Source organism: Allobosea sp., assembly GCF_030695125.1.
Taxonomy (GTDB): Bacteria; Pseudomonadota; Alphaproteobacteria; order Rhizobiales; family Beijerinckiaceae; genus Allobosea.
Genome location: NZ_JAUYTP010000031.1, coordinates 131,342 through 154,554 on the forward strand (window position 1 = coordinate 131,342; position 23,213 = coordinate 154,554).

Here is a 23,213-nt window from a genome sequence, read left to right on the forward strand (position 1 = left end):
ACGCCGGCGTCGTTACTTCAGGAGCTTCAGGACCTCGGCGCGCAGATCGCTGTAGCCGAGCTTCTCGTAGACGCCCTGGGTCGCGTCGATGAAGGGCTTCTTGTCGACCTCGGTGATGGTCATGCCGTTCTTCTTCATCGTCTCCTCGAAGCCGGCGAGCGAGTCCTCGGTCAGCTTGGAGGCGAAATCACCGGCGGCGAGCGATTCCTCGCGCAGAATGGTCTGCAGCTCGGGCGTCAGCTTGTCGAACCAGGCGGCGCTGGTGACGATGCCGGTGATCAGGTTGAAATGGCTCGTCTTGGTGACGTGCTTGGCGACCTCGAAGAGCTTCGAGCCGACGGTGGCGGGGTGCTGCGCCTCGACGGCGTCGATCACCTTCTGCTGCATGGCGGGATAGACCTCGCCCCAGCCCATCGGCGTCGGGGTCGCGCCCATGGCCCGGATCGTCTCCATCCAGACCGGTGCGCCCGGGGTGCGCATGCGCACACCGGCGAGATCGGCGGGGACCTTGACCGGCTTGTTGGTGATCAGGTGGCGATCCCCCTGCCACCAGTTGAACGACAGGACCTGATGGCCCGAGGTCGTCCTCAGCTTGGCGACCCAGGTCTCGAACAGCGGCGAGGTCACGACCTTGCGGACGCCCTGGAAGCCATCGGCGAGATAGGGCGCGCTGAGCACGCCGAACTCCTTGACGAAAACGGCCAGCCGGCCGCCATCGACCACGACGGCGACATTGGCGCCGGCGCGGGCCTGCTCCAGCACGTCCTCATCCTTGCCGAGCTGCGAGCCCGGGAAGATGCGGATGGTGAGCTGGTTCTTGGAGCGCTCGGCGACACGGTCGCGCATCCGCTCGAGACCCTTGTAGAGCGGGTCGTCACGGGTCAACGCGGTGTTGACGTTGAGCTGGGCCTGCGCCTGGGCGGCGGCGGGCAGCGCGAGGGCGACAGCCCCCATTGCGAGCGCGCACAGCGTGCGCCTGTTCACGGTAAACATCTGATACCCTCCCTTGCGGTGCTCGACGCGTCTCGGGACGCATTGATGTATGGCACCATACCGGTATGATACCCCTACCTTGGGAGAAGGCAAGCCGTATGCACAGCCCTGTTGCGCTGAAACTGGCGGACCCCATCGTCCCGCAGATCATCCAGATCCTGCGGCAGGCGATCATCGAGATGCGCCTGAAGCCCGGCGAGGCGCTTTCGGAGAAAGAGGTCGCCCTGCGCTATGGCGTCAGCCGCCAGCCGGTGCGCGAGGCTTTCATCAAGCTGGCGGAGGCCGGCCTGCTCCAGGTCCTGCCGAGCCGGGGCACCTATGTCGTCAAGATCTCGGTGCGGGAGGTGCTCAACGCCCGCTTCGTGCGCGAGGCGATCGAATGCGCGCTGGTGCGCAGCGCCGCCGAACTGATCGATTCAGCCGGCGTGGCGCGGATCGAACAGCTCGTCGCCGACCAGAAGCAGGCCGCGGAGGCCGGCGATTCAGCTCGCTTCTATGCGCTCGACGAGGCCTTCCACCGCGCCATTGCCGACTGCGTCGAATGCGACCCGGCGCTGCGCGTGGTCGAGAGCGCGCGCGCCCAGACCGACCGGGTGCGCTATCTCAGCCTGCCGGACGCCTCGCCGCTGGCGCTGCTGATCGCCCAGCACGAGGCCATTCTCGAGGCCATCAAGGCGCGCGATCCCGAGCGGGCCGAGGCGGCGATGCGGACCCATCTGCGGGAAATCCTGAGCGCGCTGCCGCGCCTGGCCGACCGCTTTCCCGACGTGTTCGACCGCAGCGACGTGCCCCCGCATGCGCGGCCGATGCCGGCTTGAGGCTGCAGGCCTTGATCAGCCGATGGAGGGCGGCGGCGCCGTCGCGGCGTCGAGCCGGGCCACGGTCTCTTCCAGGCTCTCCGCTACGCCGAGCATGAAGTCCTTGCCGAAGGCGATGATCGTGTCCGGCGGCTCGCCCTTGAACGCGTAGACGACGCTGACCTGGTCGGGGTTGACGTAAACCGGCTTGCCGTCGGCCGGCGAGGTGAACTGGCAGAGCTTGGCCATGGAACTCTCGCGATTCGCTGAAGTTCGTGAGCTATACGACGGACGCGCCGTTCTGTTGACCTGTCTCGGTTGACCTGCCTCGGTTGACCTTGCCCCGGACCTGCCGGCGGCGCGACCCGCATCGTAAAACTTCGAGATCGCTTGCGCTCGATCAGGGCGCGCGGCCAGACGGCGTGGTCCCTTCCGCCGGCAACCGCGAAGGACGCCTCCGATGAGCCAAGCAACGCCGAGCCCGAGCCCTCTGAGCCCCGAAGAGTTGTCGCTCCTCCACCGCTACTGGAGCGCGGCGAATTACCTCTCGGTCGGCCAAATCTATCTGCTGGACAATCCGCTGCTGCGCGAGCCGCTGACGCCCGAACACGTCAAGCCGCGCCTGCTCGGTCATTGGGGCACGACACCGGGGCTGAACTTTATCTACGCCCATCTGAACCGGGTGATCGCGGCGCGCGACCTCGACATGCTCTATGTCTGCGGCCCGGGCCATGGCGGGCCGGGCATGGTCGCCAACACCTATCTCGAAGGCACCTACAGCGAGACCTATCCCGATATCACGCGGGACGCGGAGGGCCTGCGCAAGCTGTTCCGCCAGTTCTCCTTTCCCGGCGGCATCCCCAGCCATGCCGCGCCGGAGACGCCGGGCTCGATCCATGAGGGTGGCGAGCTCGGCTATGCGCTGGTTCATGCCTTCGGGGCAGCCTTCGACAATCCCGATCTGATCGTCGCCTGCGTCGTCGGCGATGGCGAGGCCGAAACCGGGCCGCTCGCCGCCGCCTGGCATTCGAGCAAGTTCCTCGATCCGGTGCATGACGGCGCCGTCCTGCCGATCCTGCATCTCAACGGCTACAAGATCGCCAACCCGACGATCCTCGCCCGCATGCCGGCCGACGAATTGCGCAGCCTGCTCGTCGGCTATGGCTATGAGCCCTTCTTCGTCGAGGGCAGCGAGCCGGACCTGATGCACCAGCAGATGGCCGGGACGCTCGACCTGGTCTGCGACCGCATCCGCGCGATCCAGGCGCAGGCCCGCTCCGGGGCCGGGGTCGCGGGGCGGCCGCGCTGGCCAATGATCGTGCTGCGCAGCCCCAAGGGCTGGACCGGGCCGAAGACCGTCGACGGCAAGAAGGTCGAGGGCTTCTGGCGCTCGCATCAGGTGCCGATCGCCAATGCACGCGGCAATGCGGAGCATCTGAAGCTGCTCGAAGACTGGATGCGCGGCTATGCGCCCGAGACGCTGTTCGACGGCGACGGGCGCCTGAAGCCGGAGTTGCAGGCCTTGGCGCCGTCGGGGACACGCCGGATGGGCGCCAATCCCCATGCCAATGGCGGACTGCTGAAGCGCGAGCTGAAGCTGCCCGACTATCGCCGCTTCGCCATCGCCCTGCCCGGCCCCGGAGGCGCGGTCGCCGAGGCGACGCGGGTGATGGGCAAATTCCTGAAGGACGTCGTCTCGCTCAATGCGGAGGCCCGTAACTTCCGGATCATGGGCCCCGACGAGACGGCGTCAAACCGGCTCGACGCCGTCTTCGACGTCACCGAGCGCGTCTGGCGGGAGGCGATCCTGCCCGAGGACGTGCATCTCGCGCCGGAGGGCCGTGTCATGGAGGTGCTGAGCGAGCATCTCTGTCAGGGCTGGCTCGAGGGCTATCTGCTCACCGGCCGGCACGGCCTGTTCTCCTGCTACGAGGCCTTCATCCACATCGTCGATTCGATGGTGAACCAGCATGCCAAATGGCTGAAGGTCTCGCGCGAGATCCCCTGGCGGCAGCCGATCGCCTCGCTGAACTACCTCCTGACCTCGCATGTCTGGCAGCAGGACCATAACGGCTTCAGCCATCAGGATCCCGGTTTCCTCGACCTGATCGCCAACAAGAAGGCCGATACGGCGCGGATCTATCTGCCGCCGGACGCCAACACCCTGCTCTGGGTCACCGACCACTGCCTGCGGACCTATGACCGCATCAACGTCATCGTCGCCGGCAAGGCCCCGGCGCCGCAATGGCTGAACATCGAAGATGCGGCCATCCATGCCGCCGCCGGAATCGGCATCTGGGACTGGGCAGGCAGCGAGCGTCGCGGCGCGCAGCCCGACATCGTCATGGCCTGCGCCGGCGACGTCCCGACGATCGAGACGCTGGCCGCCACTGCCCTGCTGCGCGAGGCGCTGCCGCAGCTGTCCATCCGCGTCGTCAACGCGATCGATCTGATGACGCTGCAGAGCCGCAAGCAGCATCCGCACGGGCTCAGCGACGCTGATTTCGACGCGCTGTTCACAGCGGACAAGCCGGTGATCTTCGCCTTCCACGGCTATCCGCAGCTGATCCACCGGCTGACCTACAGCCGCGCCAACCATGCCGGCCTGCATGTCCACGGCTACCGCGAGGAAGGCACCACCACGACGCCTTTCGACATGCTGGTGATGAACGAGCTCGACCGCTTCCATCTCGCCATCGCGGCCATCGACCGTCTGCCGGAGCTCGGCTCCGATGCGGCGCGGGCGCGGCAGCATTTCCGCGACCGGCTGATCGCGCATGCGGCCTATATCCGCGAGCATGGCGAGGACATGCCCGAAATCCGCGACTGGCGCTGGCCCCATGAGGGGTCGGCCGGCTGAGGCAGGCGAGGAGGCCCAGCCGTCAGGCGCGCGTGTCGGTTTTGGGTGTGTCCTCGGCTTGCAAGGCGCTTCGGAACGCGTCGAGCCTGGCGCGATAGCCTTCGGCATCGCCATATTCGAGGAATTCATGGTAGCGTCGGTGAGGATCGCTGACGCGCAGCGCGTGCTTGATCGGACACCAGTATTGCTCGGTGCGGCTTCCGATTTCGCGGACATAAGCGACGACGCCGTTCGCATAGCTGCAATACAGGCAGTTCAGCGCCTCGATCCAGTTGAGGTACTTCAGATGGCGCCTGTCGAGCGAGATGTAGGCGCTCCGGCGGACACGGGGGATGCCATAGGCCCGAAAACAGACCGCCTGGTAGAGGCTCGCCCAGGCATCGAGCAGAGCCATCGGGATGATCAGCGAGTAGATCACCGGCGCCGTCAGGATGGTCAGCAGGGCGGAGCGCCTGAGGAAGCTCGCCACGCCCAGACGCAGACGCCGGTGGTCAAGAGCGATGCCCTTCTCGAAAGCGACGATGCGCTTTCTGACCTCCCAGCCCAACACCTTGCGACGCGCCTCGATCTCACGATCGAGCTCTCCCTGGAGACGAACGATCTCGCTGGCGATCTCCTCCATGCGGATTGTCATGAGGCGAACACGCCTCCCGTGACCGGCAAGCGGCAAACGGGCCCCATGAGCAGGGAACGGAGCAGGCTTGTCATCGTGGCGTCCTTTGGTGAGGGCGCCGGGCCGGCGCATCGCACAGGGCGGCGCGGCCGGGCGAACGCGGTTGCGGCATGGGGGCAGGACGAATGTGTGGTTCGCGGGAGACCAGGCTCCTTGAATGACCGCCCCTGCGGTGACCGTATCATCATATGCCGGCAACGTCGCATCGGCGAGCGTGCGGGCGGGAGGAAACTCTGCCGCGCGGGCGCAGGGCTGACCGGCCGCGGCATCGCGCGCGCGGCTTTGGCGATGTCAAAACGCGGCGCTTCATAGTATCGGGAGCGGCATGGATCCCGCCGCGCTGCTCGCCTCCCTCGCCGCTCACGGCCCGCTGCTGCTGACGGCGATCCATGTCGCCACCGCCGGCACGGTGACGATCCACGCCCTGCTGCGCAAACGCGACGTGCCGGCCGCAATCGGCTGGATCGGGCTGGCCTGGCTGTCGCCCTTCTTCGGGCCGCTGCTCTATCTCGGTTTCGGCATCAACCGCGTGAAACGGCGGGCGCGGCGTCTGCGTGGCGTCGACGAAAGCGGCACGGCGCGCCACCGGGCGCTCGCGCCTGCCGGTCCGACCGGCAGTCTCGAGCGGGCGGTCGGCCGCATCACCCGTTCGGCGACCGAGCTCGGCACGGTTTGTGCCGTGCTGGAATGCGGCGACGAGGCCTATCCGCGGATGCTGGCGGCGATCGAGGCCGCGACCTCCAGCGTGGCGCTCTCGACCTTCATCTTCCGCACCGACCCGCTCGGCCAGAGCTTCATCGCGGCGCTGGTGCGGGCGCATCGCCGCGGCGTGGCGGTGCGCGTCCTGATCGACGGCTTCGGCGGCGGCTTCCTGTTCTCGCGCGCCTATCACGCACTGAGACGCGAGGGCGTGCCGGCGGCACGCTACCTGCATTCCCTGCTGCCATGGAAGATGCCGCTGCTCGATCTGCGCCTGCACAAGAAGATCCTGCTGATCGACGGCCGGACCGCCTTTCTCGGCGGGCTCAACATCGGCGCCGAGAATGTCCTGGCGACGCGGCCGCGCGAGCCGGTGCGCGATGTCCACTTCATCGTCGAGGGGCCGGTCGTCCGGCAGGTCATGGAGAGCTTCCAGGACGACTGGGCCTTCTCGACCGGCGAGCTGCTCGACGGGGCCCTCTGGCTGCCGGTAACGCATGCGGCTGGCACGGCGCCGGCGCGGGTGATCTCCTCGGGGCCCGACCAGAGCGTCGACCAGCTGATGCTGGTGCTGCTCTCGGCGATCAACGCCGCCGCATCCTCGCTGCGCATCGCGACGCCCTATTTCCTGCCCGACGAGCAGGTCATCACGGCGCTGCAGCTGGCGGCGCTGCGGGGTGTCGAGGTCGATGTCGTGATCCCGGCCCGCAACAACCACCGGCTGATGGGGTGGGCGATGCAGGCCCATATCCGGCCCCTCCTCAAGGCCGGATGCCGGATCTGGCGCTCGCCTGCGCCGTTCGACCATTCCAAGCTCGTCACCATGGACGAGCATTGGTGCCTGATCGGCAGCGCCAACTGGGATGCGCGCAGCCTTCGCCTCAACTTCGAGATCACGATGGAGCTTTATGCCGCCGATCTGGCCAAACGCATCGGCGGCCTGATCGACGCCAAGCGCGGCGCCCTTGTGACGCTGGAGCAGATCGACGCGCGGTGGCCGATCGTGAAAATTCGTGATGCGGCTGCCAGGCTGCTGATGCCCTATCTGTGATGGTGATGAGCGAGGTCGCGTGAAGGTCGCATCCTACAATATCCATAAATGCCGTGGCACCGACCGTCGCGTCAGACCGGACCGGATCGTCTCGGTGCTGGCGGAAATCGGCGCCGACCTGGTGGCGCTGCAGGAGGTCGATCGGCGCTTCGGGCAGCGCACCGGCCTGCTCGACCCCGCCGCGATCCTGCGCGAGACGGGGCTGCATCTCCTGGTTCAGTCTGACGTCGTCGACGGCCATGGCTGGCATGGCAATGCCCTGCTGGTGCGCGGTGAGCCCCTCTCCTACCGGCGCTTTCGCCTGAAGCTGCCCGGCATCGAACCGCGCGGCGCGGTGGTCGCCGAACTCGACCTCGGCGAGGGGCGCTTTCGCGTCATCGCGGCCCATCTGGGCCTGCTGCGGCGCTCGCGCGTCGACCAGGCGACGACGCTGCTGCACGCCTTCCTCGAACTCACCCCGATGCCGACGATCCTGCTCGGCGACTTCAACGAATGGCGCCGCGGCCGCCGCTCGGCTCTGGATGTGCTCGTCCCGCATTTCGCCGATATGAAGCACCCGCCGAGCTTTCCCTCGCGCCGGCCGATGCTGCCGCTCGACCGCATCCTGGCCTGGCCGGAAGGTCTGATCTCCGAACTTGCGATCCATGACAGCACGCTGGCGCGCAAGGCGTCGGACCACCTGCCGCTGACGGCGCGGATCGACATCTCGCGGTGGCAGGCCGGGCTGGAAAGCGCCGCCTGAGGCAGCGTGGCGACCGGCTCAGGCCGCCTTGCCGGTGGCCGGGGCTTTGGCGGCGACCGGGGTTTCGTCCTCGCCCCGCGGCAGCATGCGCGCCGAATTGCCGAGGAACACCAGTTCCGAACCGACATGGATGAAGGCGGCGATGACCGGGTTGAGGAAGCCGGTCGCGGCGAGAGCGATGCCGATCGCGTCGACGGTGAGCGTTCCCGCGAAATTCTGCCAGATCACCGTCCGCGTTCGCCGCGCGATCAGCAGCGTGTCGACGAGCTTCAGCAGGTCGTTGCCGATCAGGATGATGTCGGCACTGTCCTTGGCGATGTCCGTGCCGGCGCCCATGGCGATGCCGAGGCTTGCGGCCGTGAGGGCTGGCGCGTCGTTGACGCCGTCGCCGACCATTCCGACGACGCGGCCCTCTTTGACCAGCGCACGCACGCGCAACAGCTTGTCCTGGGGAAGCATGTCACCGACCGCCTCGGCGATCCCGATCTCGCGCGCGACGCTCGTCGCAACCGCGGCCGTATCACCCGAGAACAGCAGGGTCCTGACGCCGATGGCCGCGAGCGCCGCCATCGCCGCCTTCGCCTCGGGACGCAGGGCGTCGGCGACGATGATCTCGCCGATGAAGCGCCCATCCGCCGCGACCACGATATCCGAGCCGATCACCGGGTGGTCGCGCCCCGGCACCGCGACGCCGGCTTCCTCCAGCAGCGCCCGGTTCCCGACCAGCACCGTGCGGCCCTCGACCACCGCGGTGATCCCGCGCGCCACCTTGAACTCGGCCGATGATGGCTCCGGCACCGACAGGCCCCGCGCGCTCGCCTCCTCGACGACGGCGCGGGCGAGCGGATGCTCGGAACGCATCTCCGCGGCCGCCGTCAGGCGCAGCAGTTCGAGCGGATCGACGCCCGGCGCCGGCAGGATCTGCTCGACGCCCGGCGCGCCCAGCGTCAGCGTGCCTGTCTTGTCGAGGACGAGGGTGTCGACGCGCCCGAGCGTTTCGAGATGGATGCCGCCCTTGATGATCGCGCCCAGGCGCGCCGCGCGGCCGATCCCGCCGAGGATCGCGATCGGTGTGCCCGCCGCAATGCCGCAGGCTCCGGCGACGATGATCACCGAGATCGTGTCGCGCATGTCGCGCGTGATCAGCCAGGTCAGGGCAGCGCAGATCGCCGCAACGTAGACCAGGTAGCCGGCGAGCCGGTCGGCGAGCTTCTGCACCGGCGCACGGCTGTGCTCGGCCGCCTCGACCGCCTCGATGATCTGGCCATAGCTGGTATCGCGGCCGACGCGCTCGACCCGGATCTCGAGCGCGCCCATGTGGTTGATCGACCCGGCATAAACCGCCCCGCCCACCGTCTTGTCGACGGGCATGGACTCGCCGGTGATGCGGGACTGGTCGACCGAGGAAAATCCGGCGACGACGTCGCCGTCGACGGGAAGCTTCTCGCCGGGATTGACCAGCACGATGTCGCCGAGCGCCACCTCGTCGACCGGCACCATCACCGTGTCGCCGCCGCGCCGGATGCGCGCCTCGCGCGGGATGAAGGCGACGAGATCGCCGATCGCACGACGGCCGCGGGCGATCGTCAGATGCTCGAGTTCCTCGGCGACGAGGACGAAGAGGGTGACGACGAGCGCCGTGAAGATCTCGGCGATCGCGGCTGCGGCGACGATGGCGATGAGCATGGAGAGTTCCATGGTCATGCGCCGCGCGAGCAGATTGGCGAGCGCCTCCCGCAGCACCGGCCAGACGCTGAAGGCGAGCGCCAGCAGCCCGATCACGCTGACCTGCTCAACGGGCTCGTAGACGCGGAACCAGACGGCCGCGGCCCCCAGCGCCGCGATCGCGATGCGGATGACCGCAACAGGTTCGAACGGGTCGTGTTGATGAACGTCGTCGTGAGCCCGGCGTCGCGCGCCTGGCACGGGCCGCTCCGGTATGGCGGCTTGGCTGTCGAGCGTCGCCATGGGATGCATCCTCCGCTTCGGCGGCCGCCTGGCCGCCATGACCCGTGCCGCGTCGGACGATGCCTCCGGCAACGCTAGCCCGGCCGGCGCAGCGCCGCCTTGCGAAGGATCAATCCCGGCCAGAGCTGTCGGGAGGCCGGGTCGCCGGGGTCAGGCGCCTCCTCCCGGACGCATGAAGCGGGCCTCGACGGCGGCGATATAAGCGTCGCGCGACGGACCGAGATGCTGGCGGCAGAGCGCGACGAGACGGCTGCGGTCGCCTCCGGCCAGCGCCTCGACCATCGCGGCATGCTCGTCGCGCGCGAGCGCGAGATGCTCGGGGCTCGCGGCGGTGATCGAGCGGGCGCCATGGACCTTCTGGGCGAGCCCCTGGATCAGCTCGACCAGATGAGGGTTGCCGCAGGCGCGGAACAAGGTCTCGTGGAAGCGGATATTGGCGCGGAAGGCGCCGCGCGCATCGCCGGCCGCCACGGCCTCGGCATGGAGCTGCTGCAAAGCGCGCAGCGGCGCCAAAACCTCCGGTGCAACGGGCAGCGGAATCTGCTCGGCGGCGAGCGTCTCGAGCACCTCGCGGACGGAGTAGATCTGCCGCACCTCGGCGGGGTCGAGCAGCCGCACCACGGCGCCGCGGTTGGGAATGCGCTCGACCAGCCCGACCCGCTCCAGCTCCGCCAGCGCCTCGCGCACGACATGGCGCTTCACGCCGAGCCGTTCCGCCAGCTCCTCCTCGACGAGGCGCTCGCGCGGCAGGAGCCAGCCGAGGACGATCTCCTCCTCCAGCCTGGCGGCAACGGTGCGGACGCGATCGGCGGTCTGGGCCTTCAGGGCGGTCTCCGGCATGCGCGATCGTAACCCCCGCCAGGATTGTTGACAATCATGGCGACAGCCATGATGCTGCCCCTCATGAGCGCTTCCGACGACGATATCCCATCCGCGGCTCCTGCGGCACGCGGCCTGCGCCGCAATCTCGCGACCTATGGCGATCCCGGCTTCTCGCTGTTCCTGCGCAAGGCCTTCATCAAGGCGGCCGGCTTCTCCGACGACGCGCTCGACCGCCCGATCATCGGCATCACCAACACCTTCAGCGACTTCAACCCGTGCCATGGCAACGTGCCGCGGCTGATCGAGGCGGTGAAGCGCGGCGTGATGCTGGCGGGCGGCCTGCCGATGGAGTTCCCGACGATCTCCATCCACGAATCCTTCGCCAATCCGACCTCGATGTTCCTTCGCAACCTGATGGCGATCGACACCGAGGAGATGATCCGCGCCCAGCCCTGCGATTCCGTGGTGCTGATCGGCGGCTGCGACAAGACCGTTCCGGCCCAGCTCATGGGTGCGGTGAGCGCCGATGTTCCCGCGATCCAGCTCATCACCGGGCCGATGCTCGTCGGCCACCACAAGGGCGAGGTGCTCGGCGCCTGCACCGATTGCCGCCGCCTCTGGGGCCAGCATCGCGCCGGCCAGATCGACGAGGCCGAGATCGAGGTGCTGAGCGGGCGGCTCGCGCCAACGCAGGGCACCTGCATGGTGATGGGCACGGCGAGCACGATGGGCTGCCTGGTCGAGGCGCTGGGCATCGCGCTGCCCGGCTCGGGCACCATTCCCGCCACCCATGCCGACCGCATCCGCGCCGCGGAAGCCAGTGGGCGCGAGGCCGTGCGCCTGGCGCAGGGCGGGCCCAAGCCGAGCGAACTGCTGACCAGGACCGCCTTCCGCAATGCGCTGACCGTGCTGCAGGCGATCGGCGGCTCGACCAACGGGCTGGTGCATCTCGCCGCCATCGCGCGGCGCGCCGGGCTCTCGATCGATCTCGAGGAGTTCGACGCGATCGGCCGCAAGGTACCTGTGCTGATCGACCTCAAGCCGTCGGGCGACCATTACATGGAGCATTTCCACTGGGCCGGCGGCGTGCCCAAGCTAATGAAGGAACTCGGCGACCATCTCGACCGCTCGGCGCCGACCATCGACGGGCGTACCATCGGCGAGATCGCCGATGCGGCCGAAGACATCCCGAACCAGACGATCATCCGCACCGCCGCGAGCCCGGTGAAGCCGACCGGTGGCATGGCCGTGCTGCGCGGCAATCTCGCGCCGGGCGGCGCGGTGATCAAGCATTCGGCCGCCTCGCCTGCCCTGCTGACGCATACCGGCCGCGCCGTCGTCTTCGCCTCGGTCGAGGACATGGTGCGGCGCATGGACGATCCGGCGCTCGACGTGAAGGCCGACGACGTGCTCGTCTTGACCAATGCAGGGCCCAAGGGCGCGCCCGGCATGCCCGAGGCCGGCTACATCCCGATCCCCAAGAAGCTGGCCCAGGCCGGCGTCAAGGACATGGTCCGCATCTCCGACGCTCGGATGAGCGGCACGGCCTTCGGCACCATCGTGCTGCACATCACGCCTGAATCGGCCGTCGGCGGCCCGCTCGGGCTGGTGCGCGACGGCGACCTGATCCGGCTCGACGTCGAGGCGCGCGAGATTGCGCTGCTGGTAGACGAAGCCGAACTGGAGCGGCGGAAGGGCGAATGGCAGCCCCCTGCGCATCTGGCCGAAGCCTCGCGCGGCTACCGTCATCTCTATCTTACAACCGTGCTGCAAGCCGACGAAGGTTGCGACTTCGACTTCTGCTGATCAGCCAGCCCGGCTCAAGCTTGATGAGCGAAACTCGGCCCGGCCGTTCGCCTGCCGCCTGCCCCTTAGGAGATTTTTGCATGTTCAACCGTCGTCATCTCGTCGGACTGCTGGCCAGCCTGTCGTTCGTCGTTCCGGCAACGGCCTTCGCCCAGGCCTATCCGCAAAAGCCGATCACGCTGGTCGTGCCCTATGCGCCGGGCGGCGCGACCGACATCATCGGCCGCGTCGTCGCGGAAGAGATGTCGAACAGCCTCGGACAGCGCATGGTCGTCGAGAACCGGCCAGGTGCCGGCGGCAGCGTCGGGGCGGCGGCGGCCTCGCGCGCCCAGCCCGACGGCTACACCTTGCTGCTCGGCGCGCTGACCAGCCACTCGATCAATATGAGCCTGCAGGCCAAGCCCGGCTTCGACCTCAAGAAGGACCTCGTCCCGGTTGGGCTCGCCGGCAATGTCGGGCTGGCGCTCGTCGTCCACCCATCCGTGCCCGCCAAGACGGTCTCCGAGTTGATCTCGCTGATCAAGGCCAAGCCCGACGATTACTCCTATGCCTCGTCCGGCCAGGGCTCGCCGCAGCATCTCTCGGGCGAACTCTTCAACCTCAAGGCCGGCACGAAGATGCCGGTCGTGCCCTATCGCGGCTCCGGCCCGGCGATGACCGACATGGTCGCGGGCCAGGTCAAGATCATGTTCGACACCATCCCCGCCGTGCTCCAGCATGTGAAGGGCGGCTCGCTCAAGGCGATCGCGACCACGGGTACGGAGGTCTCGCCCTTCATGCCGGAGACGCCGACGGCGATCTCGCAGGGCCTCGCCGGTTTTGAGGTGTCGTCCTGGTTCGGCATGCTGGCGCCGGCCGGCACGCCGCAGCCGATCCTGGACAAGCTCAACACCGAACTGAACAGGGCTCTCCAGAGCCCGAAGCTCAAGGAGGCGCTCGCGCTGCAGGGCGTCGTGCCGAAGCCGAGCACGCCGGCGGAGGCCGCCGCGCGCATCGACAGCGAGATCGCCAAATGGGGCGATCTGATCAAGAGCAGCGGCATCAAGGCCGAGTGAGTGGTTGGGATCCATCGATCATGAACCAGCCCGTCCAGCATCTCGCCATCGTCGGCGCCGGCATGATCGGCGCGAGCTGGGCGGCGCTTGCCAGCGCCCATGGCCTGAGCGTCAGCGCCTATGACCCGCATGAGGCGGCGCGCGAGCGCTTCCTCGGCCATGTCGAGCGGGCGCGCGCGCAACTGACCGAACTCGGCCTGACCGGCGACGGTCCGGTCGCGTTCTCGACGGACCTCGCCACAGCGCTCGCCGGCGCCGGCTTCGTCCAGGAGAACGGGCCGGAAAACGAGGCGGTCAAGCGCGCGCTGCTGGCGCAGATCGACGTCCTTCTTCCGCCGGACGCGATCATCGCCAGCTCGACCTCGGCTCTGGTGCGCAGCGCCATCGTCGCCGATTGCGCGAGGCCGGAGCGGGTCGTGGTGGCGCATCCGTTCAACCCGCCGCATCTCGTGCCGCTGGTCGAGATCGTCGGCGCGGATGAAGGCGTCGTCGAACGGGCCGCCGCGTTCTATCGCGGGCTCGGGCGCAGGCCCGTCGTGCTCAATCGCGAAATGCCAGGCCATATCGCCAACCGGCTGGCCTCGGCGCTCTATCGCGAGGCGGTCTACCTCGTCGAGCAGGGCGTCGCGAGCGTCGCCGACATCGACGCGGCGCTGTGCAACGGGCCGGGCCTGCGCTGGGCCTTGATGGGGCCGCACATGACCTATCATCTGGGCGGCGGCGAAGGCGGCATCGCCGGCTATCTCGCCCATCTGGGCCCCAGCCAGGTGCGGCGCTGGCAGTCTCTCGGCGATCCGTCGCTCGACGCCGAGACGCAGGCGAAGATCGTCGCCGGCGTCGCCGAGGAGGCGCAGGGGCGCAGCATCGCGGAGCTCGAGTCGCGCCGCGACGAAGGGCTTCTGGCCGTGCTGAAGGCCCGCACGCTGGTCAGCGAGTGACGAGGCAGACGACCCGATGACCCCGATCACCGACGCCGCCCCGCGCATCGCGCTCATTCACGCGCTTGAGGAATCCGTGCTGCCGGCGCGGACCGCCTTTGCCGCGCACTGGCCGGAAGCCAAAGCCTTTGATCTGCTCGACACCTCGCTCGCCACCGATCTGGCGGCGCGGGGCAGCCTCGACGCGGCGATGACCGAGCGCTTTTTGACGCTGGGGCGCTATGCGGCGGCGACGGAAGCCACCAACGGCCCGGCCAAGGCCATCCTCTTCACCTGCTCGGCCTTCGGCCCGGCCATCGACGCGGTGAAGCGCGCCCTGCCGATCCCGGTGCTGCGGCCCAACGAATCCGCCTTCGCCGAAGCCTTGGCCCTGGGCGGGCGGATCGGACTGATGGTGACCTTCGCCCCCTCCCTGCCCTCGCTGACCCAGGAGATCCGCGAGATGGCGGGCGCGCCCGTCGAGGTGACCGGCGTCATGGTCGAGGGCGCGCTCGCGGCGTTGAAGGCGGGCGACGGAGCCACCCATGACCGGCTGGCGGCCGAGGCGGCTGCCCAGCTTTCGGGGGTCGACACGCTGATCCTCGGGCAGTTTTCGCTGGCCCGCGCCCGGCCCGCCATCGAAGCGGCGACCGGTCTTCGCGTCGTGACCACGCCGGAAGCCGCAATCCGCGGGCTGAAGCGGGCGATCGCGGCCTGAGGCGCCGCGACCACCCGGCGGCTCAGGCCTCGCCGACGCGGGCGGCGCCGCCGCGCGTCTTGAACAGGCTCCAGACGATGCCGGCGGCGATGATGCCGAGCGTGACGCTCAGCGAGACGGCCGGCGGGAATTTCTCCAGCCCGAGCAGGTCGGCGATGAAGATCTTCGAGCCGATGAAGACCAGCACGATCGCCAGCGCCGGCTTGAGATAGCGGAAGCGCTCGATCACCGCGGCCAGCGCGAAATAGAGCGCGCGCAGGCCGAGGATGGCGAAGATGTTCGAGGTGTAGACGATGAACGGGTCGGTCGTGATCGCGAAGATCGCCGGCACCGAGTCGACCGCGAAAATCAGGTCGGCGATCTCGATCGCGATCAGCGCCATGAAGAGCGGCGTGACGAACCAGGCCGGCTTGCCGGTCGCCGGATCGGGCTGCTTCACGAAGAAGCGCTCGCCATGGTGCTCGTCGGTGACGTTGAAGCGCCGCCGCATCAGCCGGATCAGGGCGTTGTTCTCGAGCGCAGGCGGCTTGTCGCCCATCACCAGCATCTTCACGCCAGTAACGATCAGGAAGACCGCGAAGATGTAGAGCACCCAGCCGAACTGGGAGACCAGCGTCGCGCCGAGCCCGATCATGATCGCGCGCAGCACGATGACGCCGAGGATGCCCCAGAACAGAACGCGATGCTGGTATTTGGGCGGCACTGCGAAGAACGCGAAGATCAGCGCGATGACGAAGACGTTGTCGAGCGCCAGCGTCTTTTCGACGACGAAGCCGGTCAGGTAGTTCATGCCCGGTTCGGCGCCGAGATACCACCAGACCCAGGCGCCGAAGGCGAGGCCCAGCCCGATATAGGTGCCCGAGAGGACGAGGCTTTCGCGCACCTCGATCGGCCGGTGCTCCTTGTGGAGCACGCCGAGATCGAAGGCGAGCAGCGCCGCGACGATGCCGATGAAGGCCAGCCACATCCAGGCGGGCTTGCCGAGCCAGTCGGCGGCGAAGAAAGCGAAATCCATGATCGACCGTCAGCCGGGCGCGACATCGGAAAACGATCCGACATCGCGAACGCGCCGGCAGCGCTCGCCAGAGGGGCCCGGATCAGCGGGTGCGCCCGAGGTGGGAACCGGATTGTCACCGGTCAAGAGTCGACATGCAAAAATATTTACTCTGACCCGCTCTTGACGCATGCGATCCGACTCCCAATTTCAAGGCAGAACCCGGGTCCGGGCCCCTCTGGCAGCGACGCTGCGATGTCGGACTCTTCCACCTGACGAGCGCTCACGCGCTCCGATCTTGGGAGTACCGACGCCATGTCGATCGCCTACGACCTGTCACCCCAGCGCTCTCGCGCCGAGACGCTCGAGCGGCTCGACGCCATCGCAAGGCTGCTCGATTCAGCCATCCGCGTGCCGGGCACCAATGTCCGCGTCGGCGCCGACGCGCTGCTGAACGTCATCCCCGGCATCGGCACAGCCGTCGCAAAGGGCGTCTCGGCCTATCTGATCTTCGAGGCCCGCCGTCACGGCCTGCCGACGCTGACGATCTGCCGGATGGCGGGTCGGGTCGGGATCGACCTGGCGATCAGCGCCGTCCCGGTGGTCGGCTGGTTCGGCGACGCCTTCTATCGCGCCAACCTCAAGAACATCGACGAGTTGCGCCGCCATCTCGGCGCGACGGACGGCGCTCGCTCCGCCGCCGTCTCGGGCGCGGGACGCTGAACCATGCGGATGTCCGTCTGGATTGCCGCATGCGGTGCGCTCGCCATCTGGAGCCTGTTCGCCTGGATCGGGCATTCGCTGCTCGACTGGACGAGCGAATGGGCGGCGGTCAACGCCGATGCGGTGTCGTCCGTCCCCGCGATTGTCGAAACGGTCTCCTGGGCGTTCCGCAGCCTGGGCAACGCCAGCGAGATCATCGTGGTGATCGTCTGGGCGCTGGGGGCGATCCTGATCATCGGCGTGGCCGGACTCGCCAACCGATTTCTCGCCAAGCGCAACGCCAAGTTCCGAGACCTCAAGACCTGGAAAGGATAGGCCATGCCGACCCGCCAAAGCCGGACGCAAGCAGACCTCCAACGCGATCTCGACCTCTGGCATGACGAGGAGGCGAGCCTCCAGATCGAGACGATCGCCGCAGCCTGCGCGCTGATCGCCTATGCCGACGGCATCGTGCGCCCTGCCGAGCATGACAGCATGGCCGCCTCGCTCTCCCGCTTCGGGCTGGTCGACGAGCGCTCGCGCCAGGAGCTTCTTGCCGAATTCGAGCATGCGACCGCCCGCTTCGAAATCGATCCGTCGACCGGCGAGCGCGCCGCGCTGGCGGCGATCGACCGCCTGCGCGGCAGGGCGCGCTTCGGCCGCGCCCTGATCGAGACCTGCCGGCTGATCGGCGAAGCCGACGGCCAATACATCGTCGAGGAGCAGTCGGCGCTCGTGAAGATCTGCCGGCAGCTGGGGCTCGACCCGGTGGAAGCAGGGGCCTTCCCCTTGGCGGCGAAGGTCTGAAACCCGGCCGCTCATCCATGCTCGCGTTTCTCGACAGCCTGATCGGCCTCGGCGCGCTCGCCTCCTCCTTCGTCTGGTGGCTCGCCAGCCGGCAGCGCCTGCGCCGGCTCAGCCGCCTCGACGAACTCGAGGCGGGCGACATGAACCGCATCGTCACCGCTCTCAACCGCACGCAGATCCTGAATGCGCGCGCCGCGCTCCTGGCATCCGCCACCGCGCTGCTGGCCGCCGTCAGGATGGGCTTTCAGACCGTGCTCGACAGTTGAACGCCCCCGGCCGGATCGCTCCTGCGTGCGTCAACCGTAGAGCATCCGCGCCATCGCGGCGTAGAGCGGAATGCCAAGGATCAGATTGAAGGGGAAGGTCAGCGCCAGCGCGGCGGTGAGGTAGAGGCCCGGATTGGCGTCGGGCAGCGCCATGCGCACGGCTGCGGGCGCGACGATGTAGGAGGCGCTGGCGGCGAGCGTCGCCATGACGACGGCCCCGCCCTGCGACATGCCCGCCAGCCACGCCGCCGTGACGCCGAGCACCGCGTTCAGAACCGGCGCGACGATGGCGAAGACCGCAATAGCAGGCCCGTTTTCGCGCCAGGCTTCCGCCCGTTCCATCGCCTGCCGCCCGAGATCGAGCAGGAACAGGCAGAGCAGCCCGCGAAACAGATCCCCGAACAGCGGCTTGACCGGCGCCAGCCCCTGATGGCCGACGACAAGGCCGATGATCAGGCCGCCGAACAGCAGGACGATGCTCTTGCTGGAGAGAATCCGCGCCAGCACGGCACCGAGCGCCTGGCCGTCCTTCTGCCCGCGCCCGGCGAGCAACAGCGCGACAACGATCGCGGGCGCCTCCATCAGCGCCAGAAGCGCGGTGACGGTGGGCTCATAGCGCATGCCGATCGCATCGAGATAACTCAGCACGGCCAGGAAGGTCACCGCCGAGACCGAGCCGTAATGAGCCGCCAGCGCCGCCGCGTCGCGTGGCGCCAGCCCGACCAGACGGCGCAAAGCGGCATGGCACCAAAGCGGAATGACGATGCACAACGTCAGCGCCGCCAGGATCGGCAGGGCCATCGTCGCGGGCGAGACGGTTGCGAGATCGGCCCCGCCCTTCAGCCCGATCGCCAGCATCAGATAGATCGACAGGGCGGTGAAAACCGGCTCCGGGAGGCGCAGATCGCTGCGAATGAGGGCCGCGAACCCGCCGAGCACGAAGCACAGGGTCATCGGCGAAAACAGGTTGGCGGCGGCCAGTTGCAGCGACGTCATCGGCAGGTTCCAGGTGGAGGCTGCTGCCGATAACGCACCGATTGCATTGCGCAAACACGCCAATACCAATCCAAACGATTGATAAATTCAATCGATCGAACGTCCCACCGGACGCAGCGAGGGGCGGCAGCCGGTCACCCCCGTGCGGCGGCCGCTTCCAGGGACTGTACGATGTGGTCGCCCAGGCGCTCCGCCGCGGGCGCGCGCGCCCCCGGCGCCCGGTAGAGGACGATCTCGGTCGCCGGCAGAACCGGCAGGCGATGCTCCGCTTCGCCGAGGACGACGAGATCGGCAGGGACCATCTCGCGCGGCAGCACCGTGACGCCCAGCCCCGCCCGCACGGCCGCCTGCAGCCCGGCGAGGCTGGGGCTGGTCAGCACCATGCGCCAGGGACGGCCCGCCGCATCGAGCGCCGCCAGCGTGCCGCGGCGATAGACATCCGGTGCGGGCGCCAGCACCAGCGGCAGTGGCTCGCCCGCGGCGAGAACCAGCCGCGCGCCCGCGACCCAGACCAGGGCCTCGCGCCAGACGGCGGCACCGCCGGCATCGGCCGCGTCGGGCGCCTGATCGGGCTGGAGGGCGCGCTTGAACAGGACGAGGTCGTATTGTCCCTTCGAAAAGCCGTCGAGCAGATTGACCGTGAAGTCGCAATGGACGGCGAGCGCGACCTGCGGATAGGCCCGCGCGAAGCGTGCCAGCACATCGGCGAGATGGACGGTGGCGAAATCCTCGGGAGTGCCGAGCCGGACGATGCCGCCGACCTCCGGCTCCATCAACCGCGCCCGCGCCTCGTCGCTGATCTGCAGGATCTGTCGGGCATAGGTCACCAGGATCTCGCCCTGCGGCGTCAGGACCGTGCGCCCTCCGCGCCCGCCCTCGCGCAGGAACAGCGTCTGGCCAAGCCCGGCCTCGAGGCGCTTGATCTGCAGCGAGATCGTCGATTGCGTGCGCCCGATCCGCTCGGCGGCCCGGGAGAAGCCGCCGCAATCGGCAATCGCCGTGAAGCTGCGCAGCAGGTCGAGGTCGAAAGGCGGAAGCGGTGTCGGCATCGCACGGTCCCGTCGGAGATCGGAGCCGGCGACATAAGCACGGGCGCGCGTCGATGGGCTATGCGGCCCCCGCCCGGTGTCGTTCCGGACGCCCGCTTGCGGACCCGCCCCGTCGGAGCGGGTCCGCCGGGGCGAGCGCAGGCTGTCGGCGGCGTCGGCCTACTGACCGATCTTCACCTTGAGGAACTCGCCGATGGTGCCGTTCCAAGTGGTGACGCACTCCGCCCCGCAGCGGCTGGCGAAGGCGGGCAGGATGACCTTGGTCAGCGCATCCTTGCGCAGCGCCTCATCCTCCGGCGTCACCGGCACGAGCCTCATGGCGGCCGGCGGCCCCTCGCTGCAGGCATTGCCGGTGTTGCAGTCGAGGCCGGTCTGGGTCTCGGTCTTGGCCTGGTCGAAGATCGAATCCTCGAGCTTGCGCAGGTTGGTGGTCAGGAAGGCCTGCACCTTCGGATCGAGCGTGTTCCACCACTTCAGATTGGCGAGCTGCGCCGAGAGGCCGAAATTGATCGGCATCGGGGAGATGAACTTCGCGCTCTCATGCCATTTCGAGCGATAGCCGGAGAGCGCGCCGGTGATGGCGCAGTCGATCACGCCGCTGGCGAGCGCCGGCTGGACCTCGGCGAAGGCGAGGTTGATCGGCGAGCCACCGATATGGCCGACAAAGGCCTGCTGCGAGGCGCCCGACGCGCGGACCTTGCGGCCCTTGAGGTCGGAGACCTTGGTGAAGGCGTCGCGGCAATAGATCACCTGCGCCTGATAGGTGCCGAAGCCGAGCAGCTTGAGGCCGTGCTTCTCCTCGAGAAACTTGGCGTAGGTCGGGCGGAAGACCTCGACGACCTTCTGCAGTTCCTCGACCGAGCCGACGAGGCCGACGAGATCGGTCGCCTCGTTCATCGGGACTTCGCCCGAATTGTAGTTCAGCACCGTGGTGGCGAATTGCAGCGTGCCGGCCGAGACGAGGCGGAAGATCTCGGGCCCCTTGAAGCCGAGCTCGGTGAAGGGCTTGACCTGAACCTTGATCGCCCCGCCCGATTCCTTCGGCACCGTCTCATTCCAGAACGGCACCTCGCGGTTGGTGTACATCGACAGATTGCCGATGCTGCCGACGGCATTGAAGCTCGTCGCGGGCAGCCCCTGGGCGTGGGCCGCGCCCCCGAGGAGAGTGGCGGCAAGGGCGGCGATCGGGACCAGGCGTTTCATCGCAGGCTTCTCCTCTGTAGGGCGGGTCATGGTCGGGCGGGGCATGGCGGCTTCAGCCGCCGGCTTTCGGGTTGAGCAGGGTCGGGAGCCAGAGCGCGAGCTGCGGAAAGGCGATCAGAAGCCCGATCATCAGCAGCATCGCCAGCACGAAGGGCAAGGCGCCCAGGCAGAGATCGGCGAAATTGCCTTTCCCGCGCACGGCCTGGACGACGTAGAGGTTGAGGCCGACCGGGGGCGTGATCAGCGCGGCCTCCATCAGGATCACGAAGATGATGCCCCACCAGACCGGGCTGTAGCCGAGCGCGGTGATGACGGGCAGGACGACCGGCGTCGTCGCGATCATCATCGACAGCGTCTCCATGAAGCAGCCGAGGACGAGATAGAACACGACGATCGCGACCAGCATGCCGAGCGGCGGCCAGCCCAGCGACAGGACGAGATCGGTGATCGCCTTCACCAGCCCGATCGAGACCATCACGAAGTTGAGGAAGAAGGCGGCGATGACGATCAGCATCACCATGCAGGTCGTGCGCACCGTCCCCTCGAAGGCGCGCAGCAGCACCGGCAGGGTGAGCTGCCGGTTGGCCGCGACAAGCAGCAGCGTCGCCATCAGGCCCAGCGCAGCCGCCTCAGTCGGCGTCGCGATGCCGGCATAGATCGAGCCGACGACGACGAGGAAGAGCCCCAGCGGCGGGATGAGATGGCGCAGGCCCGCGACGCGCTGGCGCCAGAGATCGCTGGTGTCGACCTTGGGTCCAGCCCAGTCCGGCCGGTAGAGCGCCAGACCAAGCACCATCAGCGAAAACAGCCCGGCGAGCATAAAGCCGGGGATGAAGCCCGCCGCATAGAGATCGGCCACCGAGGTGTCGGTCAGCACGGCGTAGATGATCATGTTGATCGAGGGCGGGATCAGGATGCCGAGCGTGCCGCCGGCCGCGATCGAGCCCAGAAACAGCGGCCGGTTGTAGCCGCCCTTGTCCATGTTGGGGATCGCGACCGTACCGATCGTCGCCGCGGTAGCCACCGACGAGCCGGAGGTCGCCGCGAAGATCGCGCTCGCCGCGATGTTGGTGTGGATCAGCCTTCCGGGAACGCGGGCGAACCAGGGCGAGAGCGCTGTGAACAAGCGCTCGCTCATGCCAGACCGGTGCATCAGCTCGCCCATCATGATGAACATGGGCGCGGCGATCAGGATGAAGTCGTTCGACGAATTCCAGGCCAGCTCGCCGACCGCGCCGGTCATGGGGAAGAAGGCATAGTTGGCCTGCAGCACATAGGCCATCAGGGCGAGCGCCGCCGCGACCGGGATGCTCAGCCCCACCAGCGCGACGAGCAGGGAAACCGCGGTCCCGATCACGAGCGGGACTCCGCGCCGGCGGCCGGGTTCTCGACGCCGGACTGCTCGATTTCCTCGGTCACCCGCAGCGAACCGATCAGCGCGTCGAAGCCAGCGCGGTCATGCGCGATCAGCCGGGCGATCGCCTGGATCGGGATCAGCACAGCCATGCAGGCGAACCACACCAGGCCGACGCACCAGATCCCCTGCGGCAGCACCATCGGCGTCTGCAGTTGCGACACCGACTTGGCGTTCAAGGCCCAGGATTGGGCCAGCGTGCCCCAGGCGAACCAGGCCAGCGCCACGGCGATCAGCGCCAGCGCCAGCGAGGCGATGATGTCGCAGACGATGCGGGCCTTGCCGGGCAGCACGCCAAGCAGGATGTCGACGCGGATATTGGCCTTGGACGTGACGGTGAAGGCCAGTCCCAGCCCGATGCAGGCGGCCAGCGCGTAGCCGGAGATCTCGAAGCTCTCGACCATGCCGCGCTTGAACAGGTAGCGCGTGATCACGTCGATGGTGATGAGGAAGCTGCAGCCGACCAGGACGATCGCTCCCGCAGCCCAGGCCAGGATGCGCGAGATGCGCTGCGGCAGCGGCTCGTCGGGAAGAAGACGGGAGAGGTCGCTCATGGACGCGCCGGGCTGCGCGGGCGGGTTGTCATTTTCATCAAGGCCGGTCTCCGGGCGCCCGCTGCGCGTCACTTCGCATGTGACCACGCGTCAGGGTCGCCATGCAATAGTCCCGCCAGCACGGCGC

23 protein-coding genes are annotated in these 23,213 nt (G+C 68.3%); 12 read left to right on the forward strand and 11 right to left on the reverse strand.

Translation table 11 applies throughout. The features are described 5' to 3' along the window. Positions 1-12 precede the first annotated feature (12 nt). Positions 13-993: a C4-dicarboxylate TRAP transporter substrate-binding protein gene (locus tag Q8S38_RS12575; protein WP_305680762.1), complete on the reverse strand. Its 981-nt coding sequence runs from the start codon at positions 991-993 to the stop codon at positions 13-15. 98 nt (positions 994-1,091) lie between these two features. On the opposite strand from Q8S38_RS12575, the gene Q8S38_RS12580 reads away from it, so the two are divergent. Next, on the forward strand, positions 1,092-1,811 hold the full coding sequence (locus Q8S38_RS12580) for a GntR family transcriptional regulator (protein ID WP_305680763.1): 720 nt from the start codon (positions 1,092-1,094) through the stop codon (positions 1,809-1,811). 15 nt (positions 1,812-1,826) lie between these two features. On the opposite strand, the gene Q8S38_RS12585 is transcribed toward Q8S38_RS12580, so the two are convergent. Then, positions 1,827-2,039: a hypothetical protein gene (locus tag Q8S38_RS12585; RefSeq protein WP_305680764.1), complete on the reverse strand. Its 213-nt coding sequence runs from the start codon at positions 2,037-2,039 to the stop codon at positions 1,827-1,829. A 211-nt stretch (positions 2,040-2,250) separates the two neighbouring features. On the opposite strand from Q8S38_RS12585, the gene Q8S38_RS12590 reads away from it, so the two are divergent. Beyond that, the gene (locus Q8S38_RS12590; protein ID WP_305680765.1) at positions 2,251-4,650 is read left to right on the forward strand and encodes a phosphoketolase family protein; all 2,400 of its coding nucleotides are present in this window, start codon (positions 2,251-2,253) and stop codon (positions 4,648-4,650) included. Between the two features lie 22 nt (positions 4,651-4,672). Here the strand turns inward: Q8S38_RS12590 and Q8S38_RS12595 are convergent, their stop codons facing one another. Beyond that, positions 4,673-5,284, reverse strand: coding sequence for a hypothetical protein (locus Q8S38_RS12595; RefSeq protein ID WP_305680766.1), 612 nt, complete (start codon positions 5,282-5,284; stop codon positions 4,673-4,675). Positions 5,285-5,648: 364 nt separating this feature from the next. Between Q8S38_RS12595 and Q8S38_RS12600 the strand changes: the two genes are divergently transcribed. Both Q8S38_RS12600 and Q8S38_RS12605 read left to right on the forward strand, forming a co-directional pair. Next, a complete protein-coding gene (locus tag Q8S38_RS12600) occupies positions 5,649-7,073 on the forward strand; it encodes a phospholipase D-like domain-containing protein (protein ID WP_305680767.1) in 1,425 nt (474 codons plus the stop codon). 19 nt (positions 7,074-7,092) lie between these two features. After that, positions 7,093-7,815: an endonuclease/exonuclease/phosphatase family protein gene (locus tag Q8S38_RS12605; protein ID WP_305680768.1), complete on the forward strand. Its 723-nt coding sequence runs from the start codon at positions 7,093-7,095 to the stop codon at positions 7,813-7,815. Between the two features lie 18 nt (positions 7,816-7,833). Here Q8S38_RS12605 and Q8S38_RS12610 read toward each other — a convergent pair whose 3' ends face one another. Next, the gene (locus Q8S38_RS12610) at positions 7,834-9,783 is read right to left on the reverse strand and encodes a heavy metal translocating P-type ATPase (protein ID WP_305680769.1); all 1,950 of its coding nucleotides are present in this window, start codon (positions 9,781-9,783) and stop codon (positions 7,834-7,836) included. Positions 9,784-9,933: 150 nt separating this feature from the next. Next, the gene (locus Q8S38_RS12615) at positions 9,934-10,623 is read right to left on the reverse strand and encodes a GntR family transcriptional regulator (RefSeq protein ID WP_305680770.1); all 690 of its coding nucleotides are present in this window, start codon (positions 10,621-10,623) and stop codon (positions 9,934-9,936) included. A 51-nt stretch (positions 10,624-10,674) separates the two neighbouring features. Between Q8S38_RS12615 and Q8S38_RS12620 the strand changes: the two genes are divergently transcribed. From Q8S38_RS12620 to Q8S38_RS12635, 4 genes are all read left to right on the forward strand, one after another. Then, the gene (locus Q8S38_RS12620) at positions 10,675-12,411 is read left to right on the forward strand and encodes an IlvD/Edd family dehydratase (protein WP_305680959.1); all 1,737 of its coding nucleotides are present in this window, start codon (positions 10,675-10,677) and stop codon (positions 12,409-12,411) included. Positions 12,412-12,491: 80 nt separating this feature from the next. Further along, a complete protein-coding gene (locus Q8S38_RS12625) occupies positions 12,492-13,466 on the forward strand; it encodes a Bug family tripartite tricarboxylate transporter substrate binding protein (protein ID WP_305680771.1) in 975 nt (324 codons plus the stop codon). A gap of 20 nt (positions 13,467-13,486) precedes the next feature. Beyond that, the gene (locus Q8S38_RS12630; RefSeq protein ID WP_305680772.1) at positions 13,487-14,404 is read left to right on the forward strand and encodes a 3-hydroxyacyl-CoA dehydrogenase NAD-binding domain-containing protein; all 918 of its coding nucleotides are present in this window, start codon (positions 13,487-13,489) and stop codon (positions 14,402-14,404) included. Positions 14,405-14,420: 16 nt separating this feature from the next. After that, the gene (locus Q8S38_RS12635; protein WP_305680773.1) at positions 14,421-15,101 is read left to right on the forward strand and encodes an aspartate/glutamate racemase family protein; all 681 of its coding nucleotides are present in this window, start codon (positions 14,421-14,423) and stop codon (positions 15,099-15,101) included. Positions 15,102-15,123: 22 nt separating this feature from the next. Here the strand turns inward: Q8S38_RS12635 and Q8S38_RS12640 are convergent, their stop codons facing one another. After that, on the reverse strand, positions 15,124-16,116 hold the full coding sequence (locus tag Q8S38_RS12640; RefSeq protein ID WP_305680774.1) for a TerC family protein: 993 nt from the start codon (positions 16,114-16,116) through the stop codon (positions 15,124-15,126). 294 nt (positions 16,117-16,410) lie between these two features. On the opposite strand from Q8S38_RS12640, the gene Q8S38_RS12645 reads away from it, so the two are divergent. The 4 genes from Q8S38_RS12645 to Q8S38_RS12660 are packed head-to-tail and all read left to right on the forward strand — an operon-like array spanning position 16,411 to position 17,870. Continuing rightward, positions 16,411-16,818, forward strand: coding sequence for a DUF4112 domain-containing protein (locus Q8S38_RS12645; protein ID WP_305680775.1), 408 nt, complete (start codon positions 16,411-16,413; stop codon positions 16,816-16,818). Positions 16,819-16,821: 3 nt separating this feature from the next. Beyond that, positions 16,822-17,133, forward strand: coding sequence for a hypothetical protein (locus tag Q8S38_RS12650; protein ID WP_305680776.1), 312 nt, complete (start codon positions 16,822-16,824; stop codon positions 17,131-17,133). A 3-nt stretch (positions 17,134-17,136) separates the two neighbouring features. Continuing rightward, a complete protein-coding gene (locus Q8S38_RS12655) occupies positions 17,137-17,604 on the forward strand; it encodes a TerB family tellurite resistance protein (RefSeq protein ID WP_305680777.1) in 468 nt (155 codons plus the stop codon). A 17-nt stretch (positions 17,605-17,621) separates the two neighbouring features. Next, a complete protein-coding gene (locus tag Q8S38_RS12660) occupies positions 17,622-17,870 on the forward strand; it encodes a hypothetical protein (protein WP_305680778.1) in 249 nt (82 codons plus the stop codon). A gap of 30 nt (positions 17,871-17,900) precedes the next feature. Here Q8S38_RS12660 and Q8S38_RS12665 read toward each other — a convergent pair whose 3' ends face one another. The 5 genes from Q8S38_RS12665 to Q8S38_RS12685 all read right to left on the reverse strand — a co-directional run bounded on the left by Q8S38_RS12665 (position 17,901) and on the right by Q8S38_RS12685 (position 23,086). Further along, entirely contained in the window at positions 17,901-18,866 is a 966-nt protein-coding gene (locus tag Q8S38_RS12665; RefSeq protein ID WP_305680779.1) for a sodium-dependent bicarbonate transport family permease, read from the reverse strand. 134 nt (positions 18,867-19,000) lie between these two features. Beyond that, positions 19,001-19,915, reverse strand: coding sequence for a LysR substrate-binding domain-containing protein (locus tag Q8S38_RS12670; RefSeq protein ID WP_305680780.1), 915 nt, complete (start codon positions 19,913-19,915; stop codon positions 19,001-19,003). 159 nt (positions 19,916-20,074) lie between these two features. Next, positions 20,075-21,118 carry a TRAP transporter substrate-binding protein gene (locus Q8S38_RS12675; protein WP_305680781.1) on the reverse strand — a complete coding sequence of 348 codons (1,044 nt, stop codon included), beginning with the start codon at positions 21,116-21,118 and terminating at the stop codon, positions 20,075-20,077. A gap of 52 nt (positions 21,119-21,170) precedes the next feature. After that, positions 21,171-22,475, reverse strand: coding sequence for a TRAP transporter large permease (locus Q8S38_RS12680; RefSeq protein ID WP_305680782.1), 1,305 nt, complete (start codon positions 22,473-22,475; stop codon positions 21,171-21,173). Then, a complete protein-coding gene (locus Q8S38_RS12685; RefSeq protein ID WP_305680783.1) occupies positions 22,472-23,086 on the reverse strand; it encodes a TRAP transporter small permease subunit in 615 nt (204 codons plus the stop codon). Before Q8S38_RS12685 ends, Q8S38_RS12680 begins: the two co-directional genes overlap by 4 nt. Positions 23,087-23,213: the final 127 nt, after the last annotated feature.

Bases quoted from the DNA above. Each gene is read 5' to 3' on its own strand.
- Q8S38_RS12665 (WP_305680779.1), bottom strand. From the start codon at position 18,866: ATGACGTCGCTGCAACTGGCCGCCGCCAACCTGTTTTCGCCGATGACC.
- Q8S38_RS12600 (WP_305680767.1), top strand. From the start codon at position 5,649: ATGGATCCCGCCGCGCTGCTCGCCTCCCTCGCCGCTCACGGCCCGCTG.
- Q8S38_RS12645 (WP_305680775.1), top strand. From the start codon at position 16,411: ATGTCGATCGCCTACGACCTGTCACCCCAGCGCTCTCGCGCCGAGACG.
- Q8S38_RS12630 (WP_305680772.1), top strand. From the start codon at position 13,487: ATGAACCAGCCCGTCCAGCATCTCGCCATCGTCGGCGCCGGCATGATC.
- Q8S38_RS12685 (WP_305680783.1), bottom strand. From the start codon at position 23,086: ATGAGCGACCTCTCCCGTCTTCTTCCCGACGAGCCGCTGCCGCAGCGC.
- Q8S38_RS12635 (WP_305680773.1), top strand. From the start codon at position 14,421: ATGACCCCGATCACCGACGCCGCCCCGCGCATCGCGCTCATTCACGCG.
- Q8S38_RS12655 (WP_305680777.1), top strand. From the start codon at position 17,137: ATGCCGACCCGCCAAAGCCGGACGCAAGCAGACCTCCAACGCGATCTC.
- Q8S38_RS12590 (WP_305680765.1), top strand. From the start codon at position 2,251: ATGAGCCAAGCAACGCCGAGCCCGAGCCCTCTGAGCCCCGAAGAGTTG.
- Q8S38_RS12595 (WP_305680766.1), bottom strand. From the start codon at position 5,284: ATGACAATCCGCATGGAGGAGATCGCCAGCGAGATCGTTCGTCTCCAG.
- Q8S38_RS12675 (WP_305680781.1), bottom strand. From the start codon at position 21,118: ATGAAACGCCTGGTCCCGATCGCCGCCCTTGCCGCCACTCTCCTCGGG.
- Q8S38_RS12575 (WP_305680762.1), bottom strand. From the start codon at position 993: ATGTTTACCGTGAACAGGCGCACGCTGTGCGCGCTCGCAATGGGGGCT.
- Q8S38_RS12585 (WP_305680764.1), bottom strand. From the start codon at position 2,039: ATGGCCAAGCTCTGCCAGTTCACCTCGCCGGCCGACGGCAAGCCGGTT.
- Q8S38_RS12620 (WP_305680959.1), top strand. From the start codon at position 10,675: ATGCTGCCCCTCATGAGCGCTTCCGACGACGATATCCCATCCGCGGCT.
- Q8S38_RS12610 (WP_305680769.1), bottom strand. From the start codon at position 9,783: ATGGCGACGCTCGACAGCCAAGCCGCCATACCGGAGCGGCCCGTGCCA.
- Q8S38_RS12625 (WP_305680771.1), top strand. From the start codon at position 12,492: ATGTTCAACCGTCGTCATCTCGTCGGACTGCTGGCCAGCCTGTCGTTC.
- Q8S38_RS12650 (WP_305680776.1), top strand. From the start codon at position 16,822: ATGCGGATGTCCGTCTGGATTGCCGCATGCGGTGCGCTCGCCATCTGG.
- Q8S38_RS12615 (WP_305680770.1), bottom strand. From the start codon at position 10,623: ATGCCGGAGACCGCCCTGAAGGCCCAGACCGCCGATCGCGTCCGCACC.
- Q8S38_RS12580 (WP_305680763.1), top strand. From the start codon at position 1,092: ATGCACAGCCCTGTTGCGCTGAAACTGGCGGACCCCATCGTCCCGCAG.
- Q8S38_RS12660 (WP_305680778.1), top strand. From the start codon at position 17,622: ATGCTCGCGTTTCTCGACAGCCTGATCGGCCTCGGCGCGCTCGCCTCC.
- Q8S38_RS12640 (WP_305680774.1), bottom strand. From the start codon at position 16,116: ATGGATTTCGCTTTCTTCGCCGCCGACTGGCTCGGCAAGCCCGCCTGG.
- Q8S38_RS12670 (WP_305680780.1), bottom strand. From the start codon at position 19,915: ATGCCGACACCGCTTCCGCCTTTCGACCTCGACCTGCTGCGCAGCTTC.